Here is a 14,719-nt window from a genome sequence, read left to right as displayed (position 1 = left end):
AAAGGCAGTCCTGAAGACCCGTACCGTTCTCGCCGGCCTCGCGCTCGCTGCCCCCACCGCCTCGTTCGCCACCACCGCACAGGCGCAGGACGAACCCGCCCGCGGCATCTACGCGGTCGCCCCGTGACCGACGCAAACGGCCGCCCGCTCAGCTTCTTCATGATCACTGGACAGGTCAGCGACTACACCGGTGCAGTTGCGCTGCCGGACGATCTGCCCAAGGCACAATGGCTGCTCGGCGACCGCGGCTACGACGCCGACTGATTCAGGGATGCCTTACAGGCCAAGGGCATCCAGCCGTGCATCCCAGGTCGGAGGTCCCGGCTCGAGCCCATCAATACGACAAGCCGATACAGGCGCTGTAGCCGTATCAAAATCATGTTCGGACGGCTGAAGCACTAGCGCCGCGTTAGGACCCGCTACGATAGGTGGTCCGACGGTCCTGTTGTCCGCCATCGCTCTCGCTGCCACCGTCATCTTTTGGCTTTGATCAACGAGTTCTGACCCTAGGTGGTATTCGATGCGAGATCACACTGGAAAAAATCATCGGTTATCAAAACGATTAGGGCGTTTGATCTACTGGCATGCCGTATTTCAAGAGCTGTTCGACCAGCATGTCACAGACCAAGTCGACAGATTTTCCATTGAGGCTGCGGGCGCATATCGATCCGCTAGACACTATCATGAGCGCCTCAGCGAGAAGAAAATGCTGTTCGCCCACTACGGGACTACCGTCGAGGCCAGCAAACGCCCGGCTTACATTTTCAAACATCGTACGTCTGACGTTGGAAACTATCGAGTTTATGCGAGGGTTGCGTGATGCTTCCGCAAATATTTCGAGAAACAACTGATCTGCGTCTTGATCTTTGCCGCAGGGCGAGGATGTCAGCCATTTTCGGATGCCGTGACGATCCTGATCGATCAGCGCAGCATCTAGGGTCGCCAGATCCGCGTACCGTTCGCAATCCTCCTCGACGATGGCTGCGATAATGTCCTCCTTGGCAGGAAAGTCGCGATACAATTGCTGGACCGCTACGCCCGACTCCTTTGCGATCAGTGCGATCCCCGTAGCGTGGAAGCCATTCTCGATGAATAACCGACGCGCCACCCCTTTGATGTTTTCCCGACGTAGATCCGCGCGCGAAGGGGAGGGGCAGGTTACGACTGACAATGCGTGACTCCTCGGTAGACTTGTTGACGCATCGAAACGACAAGGGTAACGGTACCATTCGTGAGTGATCGCTCTCTTCCTTTTTTTCAAGTGGGAAATTCCATGTCCTCGAAGCGGCTGATGAGCTGTGTGTTGGCGTCAAGCGCGTTGCTTGCACTTTCGGCGTGCGGCGATGGCGGGCAGAAGCAGCAGGCTGCACCGCCTGCGCCGGCGGTCGGCTACATATCGGTGAGCGAGCAGCCGGTGACGTTGACCACGGAACTGCCGGGCCGCACGACGGCGTTCGAGACGTCGGAGGTCCGTCCTCAGGTGAACGGTCTCGTACTGGAACGACTGTTCGTAGAGGGCGACGTGGTCCACAAGGGGCAACCGTTGTACCGTATTGATCCTGCGCCTTACGAGTCGCAGGTCGCGAGTGCACGAGCAGCTCTCACGCGCGCGCAGTCCGGGATTGCCTCCAGTGCCGCGCTGGCTCGCCGTTACGGCGAACTGGTGAAGATCAACGCCATCGCTCGCCAGGAATTCGAAAACTCTCAGACGACGGCTGCGCAGGCTCGGGCGGATGTCGCTGCCCAGCAGGCTGCTTTGCGAACGGCCCAGATCGATCTCGCCCGTACCACCATCCGAGCACCGATCACCGGGCGCATCGGCAGGTCCATCTTCACTACGGGCGCGCTGGTGTCCGCTTCCCAGACCGATGCGCTGGCAACGATCCAGCGCATCGATCCGATCTACGTGGACATTCAGGAGTCCAGTGCCGACCTGTTGAAGTTACGTCGGCAGATCATGGACGGGCAGCTGACCCGCGATGGGAACGCCCACGTGAAGCTGAAGCTGGAGGACGGCAGCGAGTATGGCCCGCAAGGCGTGCTGCGCTTCGCGGACGTCACCGTTGATCCGACCACCGGCTCACAGGTCATCCGGGCTTTGTTTCCAAACCCCAACGGCTTGCTCCTTCCGGGCATGTTCGTTCGCGCGTCGCTCGTAGAGGGCACGCAGGCGAAAGGCATGCTTGTCCCGCAGCGTGCGGTGAGCCGCGACGAGAAGGGGCTGGCAACCGTGTTGGTGATCGGTGCCGGCAACAAGGTCGAGCCTCGCACGCTTCAGGCGAGCCGCACGATCGGCGACAACTGGCTGGTGACGAGTGGGATCAGGCCCGGCGACAAGGTCATAGTCGAGGGCGGCATGATGCTGCGTCCGGGTATGCCAGTACAGGGCAAGCCGTGGAACCCCAACGCCAAGCCCGAAGGCGGCCAGCCGCAACAGGGCAAGGCGCAGGCACAGGCGAAGTAAGCAGCCATGTCACGCTATTTCATCGATCGTCCGATCTTCGCCTATGTCCTGGCGGTGATGGTCGTCATCGCCGGCATCCTGTCCCTTCGGACGCTGCCGATCGCCCAGTTCCCCGCTATCGCGCCGCCCGCGGTGTCGATCACGGCGAACTATCCGGGTGCCGACGCCCAGACGCTGGAGAACACGACCACCCAGATCATCGAGCAGCAGATGAAGGGGATCGACCACCTTCGCTACTTCTCCGCGTCATCCTCATCGTCCGGCAGCGTCACGATCACGCTCACCTTCGAGCAGGGCACCGACCCGGACATCGCTCAGGTCCAGGTGCAAAACAAGCTGCAGGCGGCAACGCCGCTGCTGCCGCAGGAAGTGCAGCGCCAGGGCATCGTTGTTGCTAAGGCGACGCAGAACTTCCTTCTGTTCGTCGGGCTGTACTCCGAGAATGGGAAACACGATGCCGACGATTTGGCCGACATCGTCGCCTCCAGGATCCAGGATCCGTTGTCGCGCGTGACGGGTGTCGGCGACACCCAGATCTTCGGCTCGCAATATGCCATGCGCATCTGGGTCGACCCGCTGAAGCTGAACAACTTCGCGTTGACGATGGCGGACGTGACGAACGCTGTAACTGCGCAGAACGCCCAGGTTTCTGCCGGGCAGCTTGGTGCGCAGCCTGCTCCCAAGGAGCAGATGCTGAACGCGACGGTGTCGGTCTCGTCGCGCCTGACCTCGCCGGAGGAGTTCGCCAAGATCCGGTTGAAGAGCAACGCCAATGGCTCGGTGGTGCGATTGGGCGATGTCGCACGCGTGGCGATCGGCGCCGAAAACTACAGCTTCTCTGCGCAATGGAACGGCAAGTCCGCGTCGGGCATCGGCGTCAAGCTGGCGCCGGGCGCGAATGCGCTGGACACGGTGGTGGCGGTCAAGGAGCGTGTGAACGCGATCGCCAAGCAGTTCCCGCCCGACGTGAAGGTCATCTTCCCCTACGACACGTCGCCGTTCGTCCGCCTCTCCATCGAGCAGGTGGTCCACACGCTCGTCGAAGCCGTGGTACTCGTCTTCCTGGTGATGTTCCTGTTCCTGCAGAACTTTCGTGCGACGCTAATCCCGACGATCGCGGTACCGGTCGTGCTGACTGGCACCTTCGCGGTGCTCGCCGCCTTCGGGTATTCGATCAACACGCTTACCCTGTTCGGGATGGTTTTGGCGATCGGCCTACTCGTCGACGATGCCATCGTGGTCGTCGAGAACGTCGAGCGACTCATCACTACGGAGCACCTCTCGCCCAAGGAGGCGGCACGCAAGTCGATGGACGAGATCACCGGCGCCTTGATCGGCATCGCGTTGGTGCTTTCCGCGGTGTTTCTGCCTATGGCGTTCTTCGGCGGATCGACCGGCGTCATCTATCGCCAGTTCTCGATCACCATCGTCTCGGCCATGGTCCTGTCGGTTGCCGTCGCGGTGATCCTGACGCCAGCTCTGTGCGCAACCATCCTCAAGCCGCACAACCCGAACAAGGGGCAGGGCAATGGTCCGCTGGCGCGCTTCTTTCGTTGGTTCAACGACAAGTTCGATCGCGGCCAAGTCCGGTACGAGCGCGGCGTACGCTCCACAGCTAGCCGCTGGAAGCGTTCGCTGATCGCCTATGCCTTGATCGTGGTGGGCATGACGTTCCTCTTCACGCGGTTGCCCACAGGCTTTCTGCCCGATGAGGATCAGGGCGTGATGATCGCACTGGTGCAGGGGCCTCCGGGCGCCACGACCGCCCGCACGCAGAAGGGGCTCGATCTCGTACGTGATCATTTCCTGAGCGATGCAGGCGATGCGATCCGGGGCGTATATACGATCAACGGGTTCAGCTTCGCCGGCCAAGGGCAGAATAGCGGCATCGCCTTCATCCCGATGAAGGAGTGGAAGGACCGTCCAGGTGCCGCAAACAAGGCGCAAGCGATCGTCGGCCGGGCGATGGGCGCGTTTGCGCGCTACAGCGACGGCCTGATCTTCGCGGTCATTCCGCCGGCGGTGCAGGAACTCGGGAACGCCACCGGTTTCGACCTCCAGTTGGTCGACGAAGCCGGCCTCGGCCATGCCAAGTTGCTCGCTGCTCGTAACCAGTTGCTTGGCATGGCGTCGCAGAACAAGTCGCTCGTCGGCGTTCGTCCCAACGCACTGGACGATGCACCGCAGCTGAAGGTGAACGTCGATCAAGACAAGGCGGGCGCGCTCGGCCTCGACCTCGCAACGGTGAACAGCACGATCGCAACGGCCTGGGGCGGCTCATACGTGAATGACTTCATCGACCGTGGTCGCGTCAAACGCGTCTACATCCAGGCCGATGCAGCCTATCGCATGGCGCCCGAAGACATCGGCGACCTGTATGTTCGCGGCGCGAGTGGAAACATGGCGCCGTTCACCGCCTTTTCCGACGTTTCCTGGCACCAAGGACCGGCGCAGCTGACGCGGTACAACGGTCAACCTTCGATGGAGATACTCGGTCAGCCGGCTCCGGGCGTCTCGTCGGGTGCCGCGCTGAAAGCCATGCAGGACATGCAGGCCAAGTTGCCGCCGGGTACCCGGCTAGACTGGACCGGGCTCAGCTATGAGGAGCAGCTGTCTGGAGGGCAAGCGCCAGCGCTGTACGGTCTGTCGCTGCTGATCGTCTTTCTGTGTTTAGCTGCGCTCTACGAGAGTTGGTCGGTTCCCATCTCGGTCATGCTGGTCGTTCCGCTCGGCATCGTAGGTGCGTTGCTGGCAGCGAGTTTGACTGGGCTGAACAACGATATCTACCTGCAGGTAGGCCTGATCACGACGATCGGTGTGTCGGCGAAGAACGCCATCCTGATCGTCGAGTTTGCCGAAGAGAGGATGCGGGGTGGTCTGAACGCCTTCGACGCTGCAGTGGAAGCGGCTAAGCTCCGACTCCGGCCGATCCTGATGACCAGTTTGGCCTTCATCTTCGGTGTGTTCCCGTTGGCCATCTCGAATGGCGCGGGCGCCGGCGGACAGAACGCGATCGGTCGCGCGGTGGTTGGCGGCATGTTGTCGGCGACGGTGCTGGCGATCTTCTTCGTGCCGATGTTCTTCATCGTCGTCATGCGGTTGTTCGGCCATGACGGGGCTGCCGAGCCGGCGATCGAGGATCGTCCACACGGCGATGACCGGCATGATGACGGCGAGCGTGGGCCCAGTCCCGCGCCGCAGGGAGCTTGAGTGGTGATGAACAGCAAGATTGTCCTCGGTCTGCTTGGAGTTACGGCGCTTGCCGGCTGCAACCTGGCGCCGAAATATGTGCGTCCTGTCGGCGAGGTTCCGGCGGCGCTACCGCAGGGCGGCGTGTATCCGGTGGCTGCGACTGACGCGCCGGACATAAGCAGGATCGGCTGGCGAACGTTCTTCACCGACGAGCGACTGCGAAACACGATCGCGATCGGCCTTGAGAACAATCGCGACCTGCGCATCGCGGCTGCCAACGTGCTCCAAGCCCGAGCGCAGTACCGCATCCAGCGCGCCGATCTGGTGCCGTCGACCTCTCTGTCGGGGTCGGGAACCTACACGAACAACATCCAAGGCGCCGCAGGTGCGCTCGGCGGCGCAGCGGGCGGTGGGACTGGGGCAGGAACAGGGACCGGGACCGGAACGGGGGCTGGATCTGGAGCAGGAACAGGAACGGGCGGGGCCGGCATCGGCGCCGGCGTAGGATCATCCTCATCCAATCTGGAGTTCTACTCCGTCAACGTCGGCTTTTCGGCTTTTGAACTCGACCTGTTCGGCAGGGTACGCAACCTCAGCCGTGCGGCGCTCGAGCAGTACTTCGCAACCGAGGAGGCGCAGCGTTCGACGCGGATCAGTCTTATCGCGGAGATCGCGACGGCCTGGCTCACCTATGCGTCGGACCAGGACCAACTGCGGATCTCGCAGGAATCTCTCAAGTCGTTCGAACAGTCGCTGGAGCTGACCCGGGCGCAATTCCGCATCGGCGTTGCGTCCGAACTCGAGGCGCGGCAGTCCGAGACGACCTATCAAGCCGCGCGCAATGACATTGCCATGCTGAAGACGCGACTGGCGCAGGACAAGAACGCGCTCGATCTGCTGGTCGGTGCACCTGTTTCGAGCACGATGCTGCCGCAGGGCCTGGGAACCGGCACAGCCGCGTTGCAGGTGCTTCCGGCCGGTATCGCATCGGACGTGCTGTTGCGTCGTCCGGACGTGCTTCAGGCTGAGCACCAGCTGATCGCGCAGAACGCCAATATCGGCGCGGCCCGAGCGGCAATGTTCCCGAACATCTCGCTTACGGCAACACTCGGGACCATTAGTTCGGCATTGAGCGGGCTCTTCGCCGGTGGAAGCTTTACGTATACCGGAGCGCCTTCGGTCTCGCTGCCGCTGTTCGATGGCGGACGGTTGCGCGGTAATCTGCAGTCGGCACGAGCGCAGCAGCAGGCAGCGGTTGCGACCTATGAGCGTTCGGTGCAGACCGCGTTCCGGGAGGTAGCCGACGCGTTGGCCCAGCGCGGCACCATCGACGAGCAGATCTCGGCTCAGACAGCGCGTGTGGAAGCGGCGACGGTCGCTCTGCGCATATCCGATGCCCGCTACCGAGCTGGCGTGGAGTCGTTCCTGACGACGCTTGATTCGCAACGCACGGCCTACGCGGCGCAACAGCAGCTGGTGACGACGCGACTGACCAGGGGAAACAACCTGGTGGAGCTCTACCGCTCCCTCGGTGGAGGGCTGTCGGAGGATGATCTGCCAAGGAACGATCCTTCCGCGCGATGATCGTTGCGGGTCGTCGATCCGCGCCTTGGCCGCTCTCTTCCGCCTTCGGGATCAACGAACTGGGATAGATCCGCGAACGCCGGCGCGGGCCTTGATCCATGAGCCGCGCGCATGCCCGCGCGAATGCGCCTCATCCGCCCGGTTCAGGACGCCGCAATGCGTCGACGATGGACTGTGCTATCTCCTCCGCGGTCCCCGATAGCAGAGCGGGCTCGCGCGGCAGCGCCTGGTAGCTCATCGCCAGAAGAAAGGGGAGCAAGCCTTCCTCGACTGCCGGTCGTAGCGTGTGTCGCGCACATTGGTTCGATAACGCTGCCGCAGCCTGGATCAGTGTCCGCATCCGCATCCGCACGTTATGAACGTGCGCTTCGACTACGGGATTACGCCGAGCTTCAGCTAGTATGTCATAGGAAAGTGCGCTGTTACGTCCATTCATCGAATGTTCGACGTATGTACAGAGGCTTTCGTAGACTGGTCGCCTCTTCTGAGAAAGCTCATCGATCAGAAGATCGATCTCCTCGACTCTTCGCTCCATGTCCATACGAGAAATCTCGCAGATGAGTTCTTCCTTGTCCGAAAATTCGCGATAGATCAGGCCGACGCTCACGTGCGACTCGGATGCAAGTTTAGCGACCGGCGTCTGATGAAATCCGGAAGTTGCGAACAGGCGTCGGGCTGCGTCGAGTATTCGATTTCGCGCAATGCCGTCTCGTCTGCCCGTCTTCATTCAGTGGTATCCTCGCGAGAACGTGCGTTGCCGCGTCGCACGCTGACGGTCAGCGAGCAAGCGTTCTGCCGCGGGATCGTTTTGTCCGCCTCCGAGCTGATGGTCGGCCGAGCTTGTCTGCAGGCTCGTCGGGAACTGCCCCTCCTTGCGGCTTTTCTCTGTCCGTTGACGTCGGTTTGGGGTCGCACGACCTTCGCAAGAGGATAGCCGGCCTCGAAACCGGGCTTATCGCGAAGATGAACCAGCGTCCGAAGTTGGGAAGCGGGGGGCGGGGCGTGAGCGTCCGCTTGTGCGTCGTAGCAGAAGGAACGCGAAATACCCACGAAGCGGCACTAAGGTCGATGGGGCCGTACACCGCTGGTCGCGACGATCAGATCGCATCGATCCGGCGCGGCCGCGAGAGCCACACCTTCTGGATCTGGCGGCTTAGTCTTGCAACGGCTCCGGGTCGCCGACCCTTCTCAACGTGAAAAACAACGGAGCGTGGCCACGAAAATCCATCAGGCCCAGCACGACGCCTGGCGCGACCGCGCGGAAGAAATCGATAATCGGCTGCTGGTCGTATACCATAGCTGCCGTCGGCACGCCGCGGGAAGAAGCCTGACGCAGTCGTGCCGTCGGGCTCTTGGTAGCAATGATGGACTTCGCGACTTTGAACGCGGCAACAGCCGAGGGACGGTGTTGAAGTTGCAGCCTGCCAGTGAGCGCAACCGGAAGCCACCGCGGGTCGATGGAGATCACGTGGCTGCCGTGACGGAAAAGGAGCGGATGGACGTTCTCCCGGTCCGCGAATGCCTTGCCGTACCACCCGAACGCCTCGAGCATACCGTCGAGACGATGGCCGGTATGCAGGCCGGCGCCGCGCCAGCGACCGAACATTGCTTCGAGCGGGACTGCGGGCAATGCATCGAAGAATCTTAACACCTCGGTCAAGTCGGCGCCGTCGCGCTCCAGCTGTTCCAAGCACGCCAGCAGGCCCGTGTCGGGTGAAGTCGTGACACCTGGAATTTCGCGCCGCGTTTGCCTTTCGTTTGTAAGGTTCATTCCGCCAGAACGCGCAGGTGTTATGCCGGATCCAAGGTCCCGCGAACTGAAAGATGCTCTCCGAACGGATCGTCGCCGGTAAGAGCGTCAGTTCGCAAGCAGCCCGACCAAGCCACAACTGAAAAGCTGAACGAACGGCAGAACCGGGAAGCTCTCAGCCGAAGCTCGACGTCCACTTCTGGGTCTCGATGCCCCGCAGTGCTGCTCAAGCCGCCGCGCCGAGCGATGCTGCGAGGTGATCCACCATCGCTCGCACCTTCGCGGAAGGCCTCGGGCCGGCCGGGAAGATCGCGAATACCTCAGCCGGGTCGAGCTGGTACTCTTCGAGCAGCTGTATGAGCTGGCCGGAGCGCAGTTCCTCTCCCGCCATGACGCTGGTGCCGAGGGACAGGCCGAGGCCAGCGACTGTGGCCGCCAAGACACCCGGGGCCGAGTTGATCCAAAGCCTCGCATGCACATCGACCGAAGTGACGATCTTGTTGTGCCGGAAACGCCAACTCTCGCTCCCGAACGAGCCATGTTGAAGGATACAGTCGTGGCCGATCAAGTCCCCCGGCTTAGCAGGCGTGCCATGGGCGGCGAGGTAAGCAGGTGCCGCGATCACCACTCGCTCGACCAACGCGAGTTTACGCGCGCCGAAGGTGGAGTCGTCCAAAGGCCCTACGTTGATGCGGATGGCGAGGTCGACGCCGTCCGTGATGAGGTTCTGGCGCACGTCACTCATGGCCAGCTCGACTTTCAGGTCGGGATGGCGGGCCAAGAACGGCGCCAGCGCTGGGATGATCGCTCGCGTGCCGTACATGAGCGGCATTGCGAGCCGGATGATGCCGTGAAGTGAGTCCAAGCCTCGCGTCGCCTGCTCGGCCTCTTCCATCTCGGCGAGAAGGCGTCTTGCGCGCTCCAGATAAAGTGCGCCGGCGTCGGTCAGCGAAAGACTGCGGGTGGTGCGTAGCAGCAGCGTCGTGCCCAGTCGCGCCTCCAGCATGCCGACGAGCCGCGATACAGAGGGCTGTGACAGCTTCAGTTCGCGCGCGGCGCGCGAGAGGCTGCCGCTGTCCGCTACGCGGACGAAAACGCTCATCTCTTGCCAGCGATCACTCATTCGAATTTCGGATAGATGTTCTCCAATTTGGATAGATACACTGCATCTCGCTGAAGACCTATCTTTCGTCTCACGGTACTCATTCCCAACCCCAGAGAAGAGAAAGCGTCCCTGCAATGGCTATCAAGATCTACGGCGACCCCGGTTCGGGCAGCCGCCGCCGCGTGACCGCAGCCGCGGCCGCGATGGGCATCGACATCGAGATTGTGAACATCGATCTCTTCAAGGGCGAGAGTCACACGCCCGAGTTCCTGGAGCTGAACCCCCATGGTTTATCCCCCGTGATGGTGGACGGTGACTTCGTCCTCTACGAGTCCGCGGCCATCAATCTTTACCTCGCCGAGAAAGTGGGCAGCGATCTGGCAGGCAGCACCACCGAGGAGCGGTTTCAGGTCCTGCAATGGATGTTCTGGTCGGGTGAGCAGTGGCGCATCTTTGCGACGCTCACCTTCGACGAGGTGCTCGGCAAGAAGTTCATGGACCAGTCCGCGGACGAGACCATTGTCAAACTGGCGGCCGACAAGATCCACGCGGCTGCCGCGGTGCTCGACGCCCATCTCGCCAAGCACGACTACATCGTGGGTGACCGGCTGACACTGGCCGACTTCGACATCGCCGGACCGTTCTCGCAGAACGAGCGGACCAAGATCCCGCTTAACGACTTCCCAAACCTGGTTGCCTGGCAGCAGCGCCTGCTTTCCGAGGTTGCAGGTTGGGCGGCGACGAAGCGCGAGGTCGACAAGCGCATCGACGGTGCGCTGGCGGCGGCCGGCGTTAAGCTTTGACAGCGTGGCGCCGGCGTCCTTGGAGCCGACTGGCGTCATGCCTGCGCCACTACTGCAGAGAACGTAGGTTGGAAGTCGAGCATCCATCTCTAAGATGGATGATCGTCCGGTTTGAGGAAGCGGCAATCTGGTCCTGAACGGCAGTTTGTGGGTCGAGTGGAACGGCACGTGGCGGCAAAACATCGCTCCGTATCGTCGGTTCCCGCGGCGCGTGCGTGGTGGAAAAGCTGCAGCGCCTTCTTGGAGGCAGATAGTACGTGGGATGGACGACGTCGATTTCTATACGACCGAAAGGTCATATCGCGCATCGCTTGACCGGATGGAATGAGGGGGGCGCCGAACGACGACATGGCGCGACGACTTCCGATCTTCCGGCCCCTAACAACAGCCGCGGCGGGTCGTGGCGCCGGTTGAAACTTGGCAAAAGCGCTATTTTGCTCTGATTCAGGACGAAGAAGATGACCGATACCAAGCATGATATTGTCGACACCGCCGTCGCTGCGGGCTCGTTTACGACGCTGGTTGCCGCGGTCGGCGCCGCGGGGCTGGTCGACACGCTGAAGGGCGAGGGGCCGTTCACCGTCTTCGCGCCGTCGGACGACGCATTCGCCGCGCTGCCGGCCGGCACCGTCGACGATCTGGTCAAGCCCGAGAACAAGGCCAAGCTGACCGAGATCCTCCTGCTCCACGTGCTGCCCGGTACGGTGATGGCGGCGGACGTGAGCGGCAAGGTGCTCGACCCGGAAACCGCAGGCGGCGCGACGGTCCATGTCGATGGCACCGACGGTGTGACCGTCAACGGTGCCAAGGTGGTGACCGCCGACATCGCCTGCACCAACGGTGTAATCCACGTGATCGACAAGGTGCTGCTGCCGACCGGCTGAGGCCTGTACAATCCGGTGCCGGGGCAGCAATGTCCCGGTGCCATCGGTTGGAGATATGCGTGAAGGTTGCGATCGTCGGTGCGGGCATTGCAGGTCTATCCTGCGCCCTACGGCTCCAGCAGCATGGCTGCGACGTCACGGTGCTGGATAAGGGGCGTGGTGCCGGTGGACGGATGTCGACGCGGCGGGTCCCGGTGCCCGGCGGCGAGGGGCCCGGCGGCGAGGTCGCCTTCGATCACGGTGCCCAGTATCTGACGATGCGCGATCCCGCGTTCGTCGAGGCCATGCAGGGCTGGGAAGCCGCTGGGGTGGTCGCACGCTGGCCCGCTGCCGGCGAACACGCGTGGGTCGGGACCGATGGTATGAGCGCGATCGTCAAGCACCTCGCTGCGCAATCCAAGGTCCACTGGAACTACCGCGTCACAGACATCCGCAATACGCCCGAAGGGTGGCGGGTCGAGGCGCCGGCGACCGAATCTTTGACGGAGACCTATGACGCCGTCGTCGTCGCGACGCCCGCCGAACAGGCGGCGGCATTGCTCGCGCCGCACGATCCGGCGATGGCGAGCGAGGCGCTCGCCTGTCGTTCGACGCCGTGCTGGACGGCGATGCTTGCGTTCGACCATCCACTGGCGATCGCGCGCGACGTGATCAGGGACGCAGGGATCATCGGCTGGGCCGCGCGTAACAGCGCGAAGCCCGGACGAGCGGGCCCGGAAGCCTGGGTCGTGCAGGCGACGCCAGCATGGTCGGCTGCGCATCTCGAAGAGCCGGCGGATACCGTCGTCGATCGCTTGCTCGCGGCGTTGGCGAAGCACTGCGGCGCCGACATGCCTACGCCGATCGTTCGTGCCGGGCATCGGTGGCGCTATGCACGCGCGACGGCCACCGACCTCGGCTGTCTGTGGAGCGGTAGCGATCGGATCGGTGCCGCGGGCGACTGGCTGATCGCACCGCGTATCGAGAGTGCGTGGCTATCCGGGCGGCAGCTTGCCGAGCAGATGCTGGCAGCCGTGTAGCGCACGCCGCGGGGGGCCGTTCAAACCGCGGCCAGCCCCATCGCCAGCGGTCGATCATCGCCGACCTCCGACGGCACGCCGCCGACGATCCGCGGATCGATCGCAAAGTCGCGCGCGATTTCGCGCACCGTCATCTTGGCGGACATCATCACCGAGGGCGTGCCGCCGCCCGGCTGCGTACCCTGGCCGACCAGATAAAGGTTCGCGACATCCTCGCTCCGGTTGTGCGGCCGGAAGAACGCGGTCTGCGTCATCCGTGGTTCGACCCCGAAGCCGTTGCCGAGATGCGACCCCAGTACCTCTTCGAAATAGTCAGGCGTCACGAAGCTGCGATGGACGATCCGTTCGCGCAGGCCGGGAATATAGCCGCGTTCGTCGAGGAACGTCAGCACCATGTCGGCAAAGCCTTCGCCGACCGCATCCCAGTCGATATCGCTCTGGTTGTTGGGGACCGGAATCAGCGTGTACGCCGCGTGATGCCCCGCCGGAGCGAGGCTGGGGTCGGTGATCGTTGGGATATGGAGATATTGCGAGAAATCATCGGCGAGGATCTTGCGCTCGAAGATGTCGGTCAGGAGCTCCTCGTAGCGCGGGCCGAGGATGATGTTGTGGTGCCGCAGGTCGGGGTCGCCGTCCTGCATCCGGTACCCGAAATAGATCACCATCAGCGACATGCTCTGCTTGCGGAACTTGACCAGCGCGTCGCGATTGACTCGCCGATGCGCCTTGTCGACAAGCTTGAGATAAGTGGTCGCATAGTCGGCGTTCGAGACGACCAGATCCGCCGCCAGCGTTTCGCCGTTCGCCAGCGTCACGCCGGTCGCGACGCGCTTGCGGCCGCGCTTCTCGACCTCGATCCGATCGACCCTGGCGTTCAACCGCACCGATCCGCCCAGTTCCTCGAACTTGCGGACCATCGCCGCGACCAGCGCGCCGGTGCCGCCGACCGCGAAATGCACGCCCCAGGTCTTTTCGACGAAATGGATCATAGCATAAATTGCGGGGACCTTCAGCGGATTGCCACCGATCAGCAGCGGTTCGAAGCTGAATACCTGCCGCATCTTGTCGCTCTTGAAGTATTTCGAGATCAGCGAGAACAGCGGCTGGATCGCGCCGAGCTTCAACAGGTCCGGAAGGACGCCCACCATCGAGCCGAGCGAGCCGAAATAGGTATAGCCGAGTTCGAGGAAGCCGCGCTCGAAGATTGCGCGCGCAGCTTCGTGGAAGCGTTCGTAGCCGTCGAGATCCTCGGGTGCCAACCGCGCGATCTGCGCCCGCACGTTGACCGGGTCGGCGTCGTAATCGAAGAAACTGCCGTCGTCGAAATAGATCCGGTAGAACGGCAGGATGGGCACGATGTCGACATAGCGGCGCGTATTGGGGCCGCCGCTGGCGCCCGATACAACGCGGCTGCCCTCTGCCAACACCGATGGCGGAAAGTCTGGCTCGTTTAGCATCGCCGCGTCGCGCTCCAGCGAGAACAGCTCCTCGATAAAATGCGGGACGGTCAGCACGGTCGGCCCCATGTCGAAGACGAAGCCGTCGACGCGGCGGACATAGGCGCGGCCGCCGACATCGCCGAGTTGCTCAACGATCTGCGTGTCGAAGCCGAGGCTCTGCAGGCGGATCGCGCATGCGATGCCGCCGATCCCCGATCCGATTACGATAGCGCGCTGGCGAGTCATGACGGTCGTCTTTCCTGGGAGTCGGTAGAGGATCTGCGGCACTCTACGAGCGGTCTTTCGATCCCGCCCGATGACTTCGGATGCAGTACAAAGGGTGGCGAACGACTAAAACGTCCGGGCGGTGCCAGTGGGGGCGTAAGTGCCGAGTTATCGCGCTACGCTTTCGCCAATCGCGTCACGATACGGACCTTGGGCCGTATCCTGTGCCGGTCAGCATTGCGTCGCTTTATGTT

At 62.8% G+C, this 14,719-nt stretch carries 11 protein-coding genes and 1 pseudogene; 7 read left to right on the top strand and 5 right to left on the bottom strand.

The window, feature by feature from the left end:
• Positions 1–75: 75 nt before the first annotated feature.
• Positions 76–490, top strand: a pseudogene (locus tag AC1MLZ_RS05515) (transposase); the annotation flags it as partial.
• A gap of 72 nt (positions 491–562) precedes the next feature.
• Here AC1MLZ_RS05515 and AC1MLZ_RS05510 read toward each other — a convergent pair.
• Entirely contained in the window at positions 563–1,171 is a 609-nt protein-coding gene (locus tag AC1MLZ_RS05510) for a TetR/AcrR family transcriptional regulator (protein WP_480960750.1), read from the bottom strand.
• Between the two features lie 102 nt (positions 1,172–1,273).
• Here AC1MLZ_RS05510 and AC1MLZ_RS05505 point away from each other — a divergent pair, with 102 nt between their 5' ends.
• Genes AC1MLZ_RS05505 through AC1MLZ_RS05495 form a run of 3 tightly spaced genes read left to right on the top strand, consistent with a single transcriptional unit; the run spans position 1,274 to position 7,240 of the window.
• Positions 1,274–2,464: an efflux RND transporter periplasmic adaptor subunit gene (locus AC1MLZ_RS05505; RefSeq protein WP_480960749.1), complete on the top strand. Its 1,191-nt coding sequence runs from the start codon at positions 1,274–1,276 to the stop codon at positions 2,462–2,464.
• A 6-nt stretch (positions 2,465–2,470) separates the two neighbouring features.
• A complete protein-coding gene (locus AC1MLZ_RS05500) occupies positions 2,471–5,674 on the top strand; it encodes an efflux RND transporter permease subunit (protein ID WP_480960748.1) in 3,204 nt (1,067 codons plus the stop codon).
• A 6-nt stretch (positions 5,675–5,680) separates the two neighbouring features.
• Positions 5,681–7,240: an efflux transporter outer membrane subunit gene (locus AC1MLZ_RS05495; RefSeq protein ID WP_480960747.1), complete on the top strand. Its 1,560-nt coding sequence runs from the start codon at positions 5,681–5,683 to the stop codon at positions 7,238–7,240.
• Between the two features lie 130 nt (positions 7,241–7,370).
• Here the strand turns inward: AC1MLZ_RS05495 and AC1MLZ_RS05490 are convergent, their stop codons facing one another.
• The 3 genes from AC1MLZ_RS05490 to AC1MLZ_RS05480 form a co-directional block, all read right to left on the bottom strand.
• Complete coding sequence (locus AC1MLZ_RS05490) at positions 7,371–7,967, bottom strand: TetR/AcrR family transcriptional regulator (RefSeq protein ID WP_480960746.1); 597 nt, start codon at positions 7,965–7,967, stop codon at positions 7,371–7,373.
• A 426-nt stretch (positions 7,968–8,393) separates the two neighbouring features.
• A complete protein-coding gene (locus tag AC1MLZ_RS05485; RefSeq protein ID WP_480960745.1) occupies positions 8,394–9,011 on the bottom strand; it encodes a GXWXG domain-containing protein in 618 nt (205 codons plus the stop codon).
• Between the two features lie 205 nt (positions 9,012–9,216).
• Entirely contained in the window at positions 9,217–10,113 is an 897-nt protein-coding gene (locus AC1MLZ_RS05480; protein ID WP_480960744.1) for a LysR family transcriptional regulator, read from the bottom strand.
• 116 nt (positions 10,114–10,229) lie between these two features.
• Between AC1MLZ_RS05480 and AC1MLZ_RS05475 the strand changes: the two genes are divergently transcribed.
• The 3 genes from AC1MLZ_RS05475 to AC1MLZ_RS05465 all read left to right on the top strand — a co-directional run bounded on the left by AC1MLZ_RS05475 (position 10,230) and on the right by AC1MLZ_RS05465 (position 12,801).
• Positions 10,230–10,898 (top strand): glutathione S-transferase family protein, encoded by a 669-nt coding sequence (locus AC1MLZ_RS05475; protein ID WP_480960743.1) that lies wholly within the window; start codon positions 10,230–10,232, stop codon positions 10,896–10,898.
• Between the two features lie 458 nt (positions 10,899–11,356).
• Complete coding sequence (locus AC1MLZ_RS05470) at positions 11,357–11,782, top strand: fasciclin domain-containing protein (RefSeq protein WP_480960742.1); 426 nt, start codon at positions 11,357–11,359, stop codon at positions 11,780–11,782.
• A 59-nt stretch (positions 11,783–11,841) separates the two neighbouring features.
• The gene (locus tag AC1MLZ_RS05465) at positions 11,842–12,801 is read left to right on the top strand and encodes an NAD(P)/FAD-dependent oxidoreductase (RefSeq protein ID WP_480960741.1); all 960 of its coding nucleotides are present in this window, start codon (positions 11,842–11,844) and stop codon (positions 12,799–12,801) included.
• A 20-nt stretch (positions 12,802–12,821) separates the two neighbouring features.
• On the opposite strand, the gene crtI is transcribed toward AC1MLZ_RS05465, so the two are convergent.
• Complete coding sequence (gene crtI / locus AC1MLZ_RS05460) at positions 12,822–14,486, bottom strand: phytoene desaturase family protein (protein WP_480960740.1); 1,665 nt, start codon at positions 14,484–14,486, stop codon at positions 12,822–12,824.
• Positions 14,487–14,719 lie beyond the last annotated feature (233 nt).

The sequence above is a fragment of the Sphingomonas sp. PEI4 genome, from assembly GCF_056679955.1.
This window is presented reverse-complemented; position numbering and strand designations above follow the sequence as displayed.

What these genes read in the sequence shown, in the direction of transcription:
- AC1MLZ_RS05505 (WP_480960749.1), top strand. Translation starts at nt 1,274, where the DNA reads ATGTCCTCGAAGCGGCTGATGAGCTGTGTGTTGGCGTCAAGCGCGTTG.
- AC1MLZ_RS05500 (WP_480960748.1), top strand. Translation starts at nt 2,471, where the DNA reads ATGTCACGCTATTTCATCGATCGTCCGATCTTCGCCTATGTCCTGGCG.
- AC1MLZ_RS05495 (WP_480960747.1), top strand. Translation starts at nt 5,681, where the DNA reads ATGAACAGCAAGATTGTCCTCGGTCTGCTTGGAGTTACGGCGCTTGCC.
- AC1MLZ_RS05490 (WP_480960746.1), bottom strand. Translation starts at nt 7,967, where the DNA reads ATGAAGACGGGCAGACGAGACGGCATTGCGCGAAATCGAATACTCGAC.
- AC1MLZ_RS05485 (WP_480960745.1), bottom strand. Translation starts at nt 9,011, where the DNA reads ATGAACCTTACAAACGAAAGGCAAACGCGGCGCGAAATTCCAGGTGTC.
- AC1MLZ_RS05480 (WP_480960744.1), bottom strand. Translation starts at nt 10,113, where the DNA reads ATGAGTGATCGCTGGCAAGAGATGAGCGTTTTCGTCCGCGTAGCGGAC.
- AC1MLZ_RS05475 (WP_480960743.1), top strand. Translation starts at nt 10,230, where the DNA reads ATGGCTATCAAGATCTACGGCGACCCCGGTTCGGGCAGCCGCCGCCGC.
- AC1MLZ_RS05470 (WP_480960742.1), top strand. Translation starts at nt 11,357, where the DNA reads ATGACCGATACCAAGCATGATATTGTCGACACCGCCGTCGCTGCGGGC.
- crtI (WP_480960740.1), bottom strand. Translation starts at nt 14,486, where the DNA reads ATGACTCGCCAGCGCGCTATCGTAATCGGATCGGGGATCGGCGGCATC.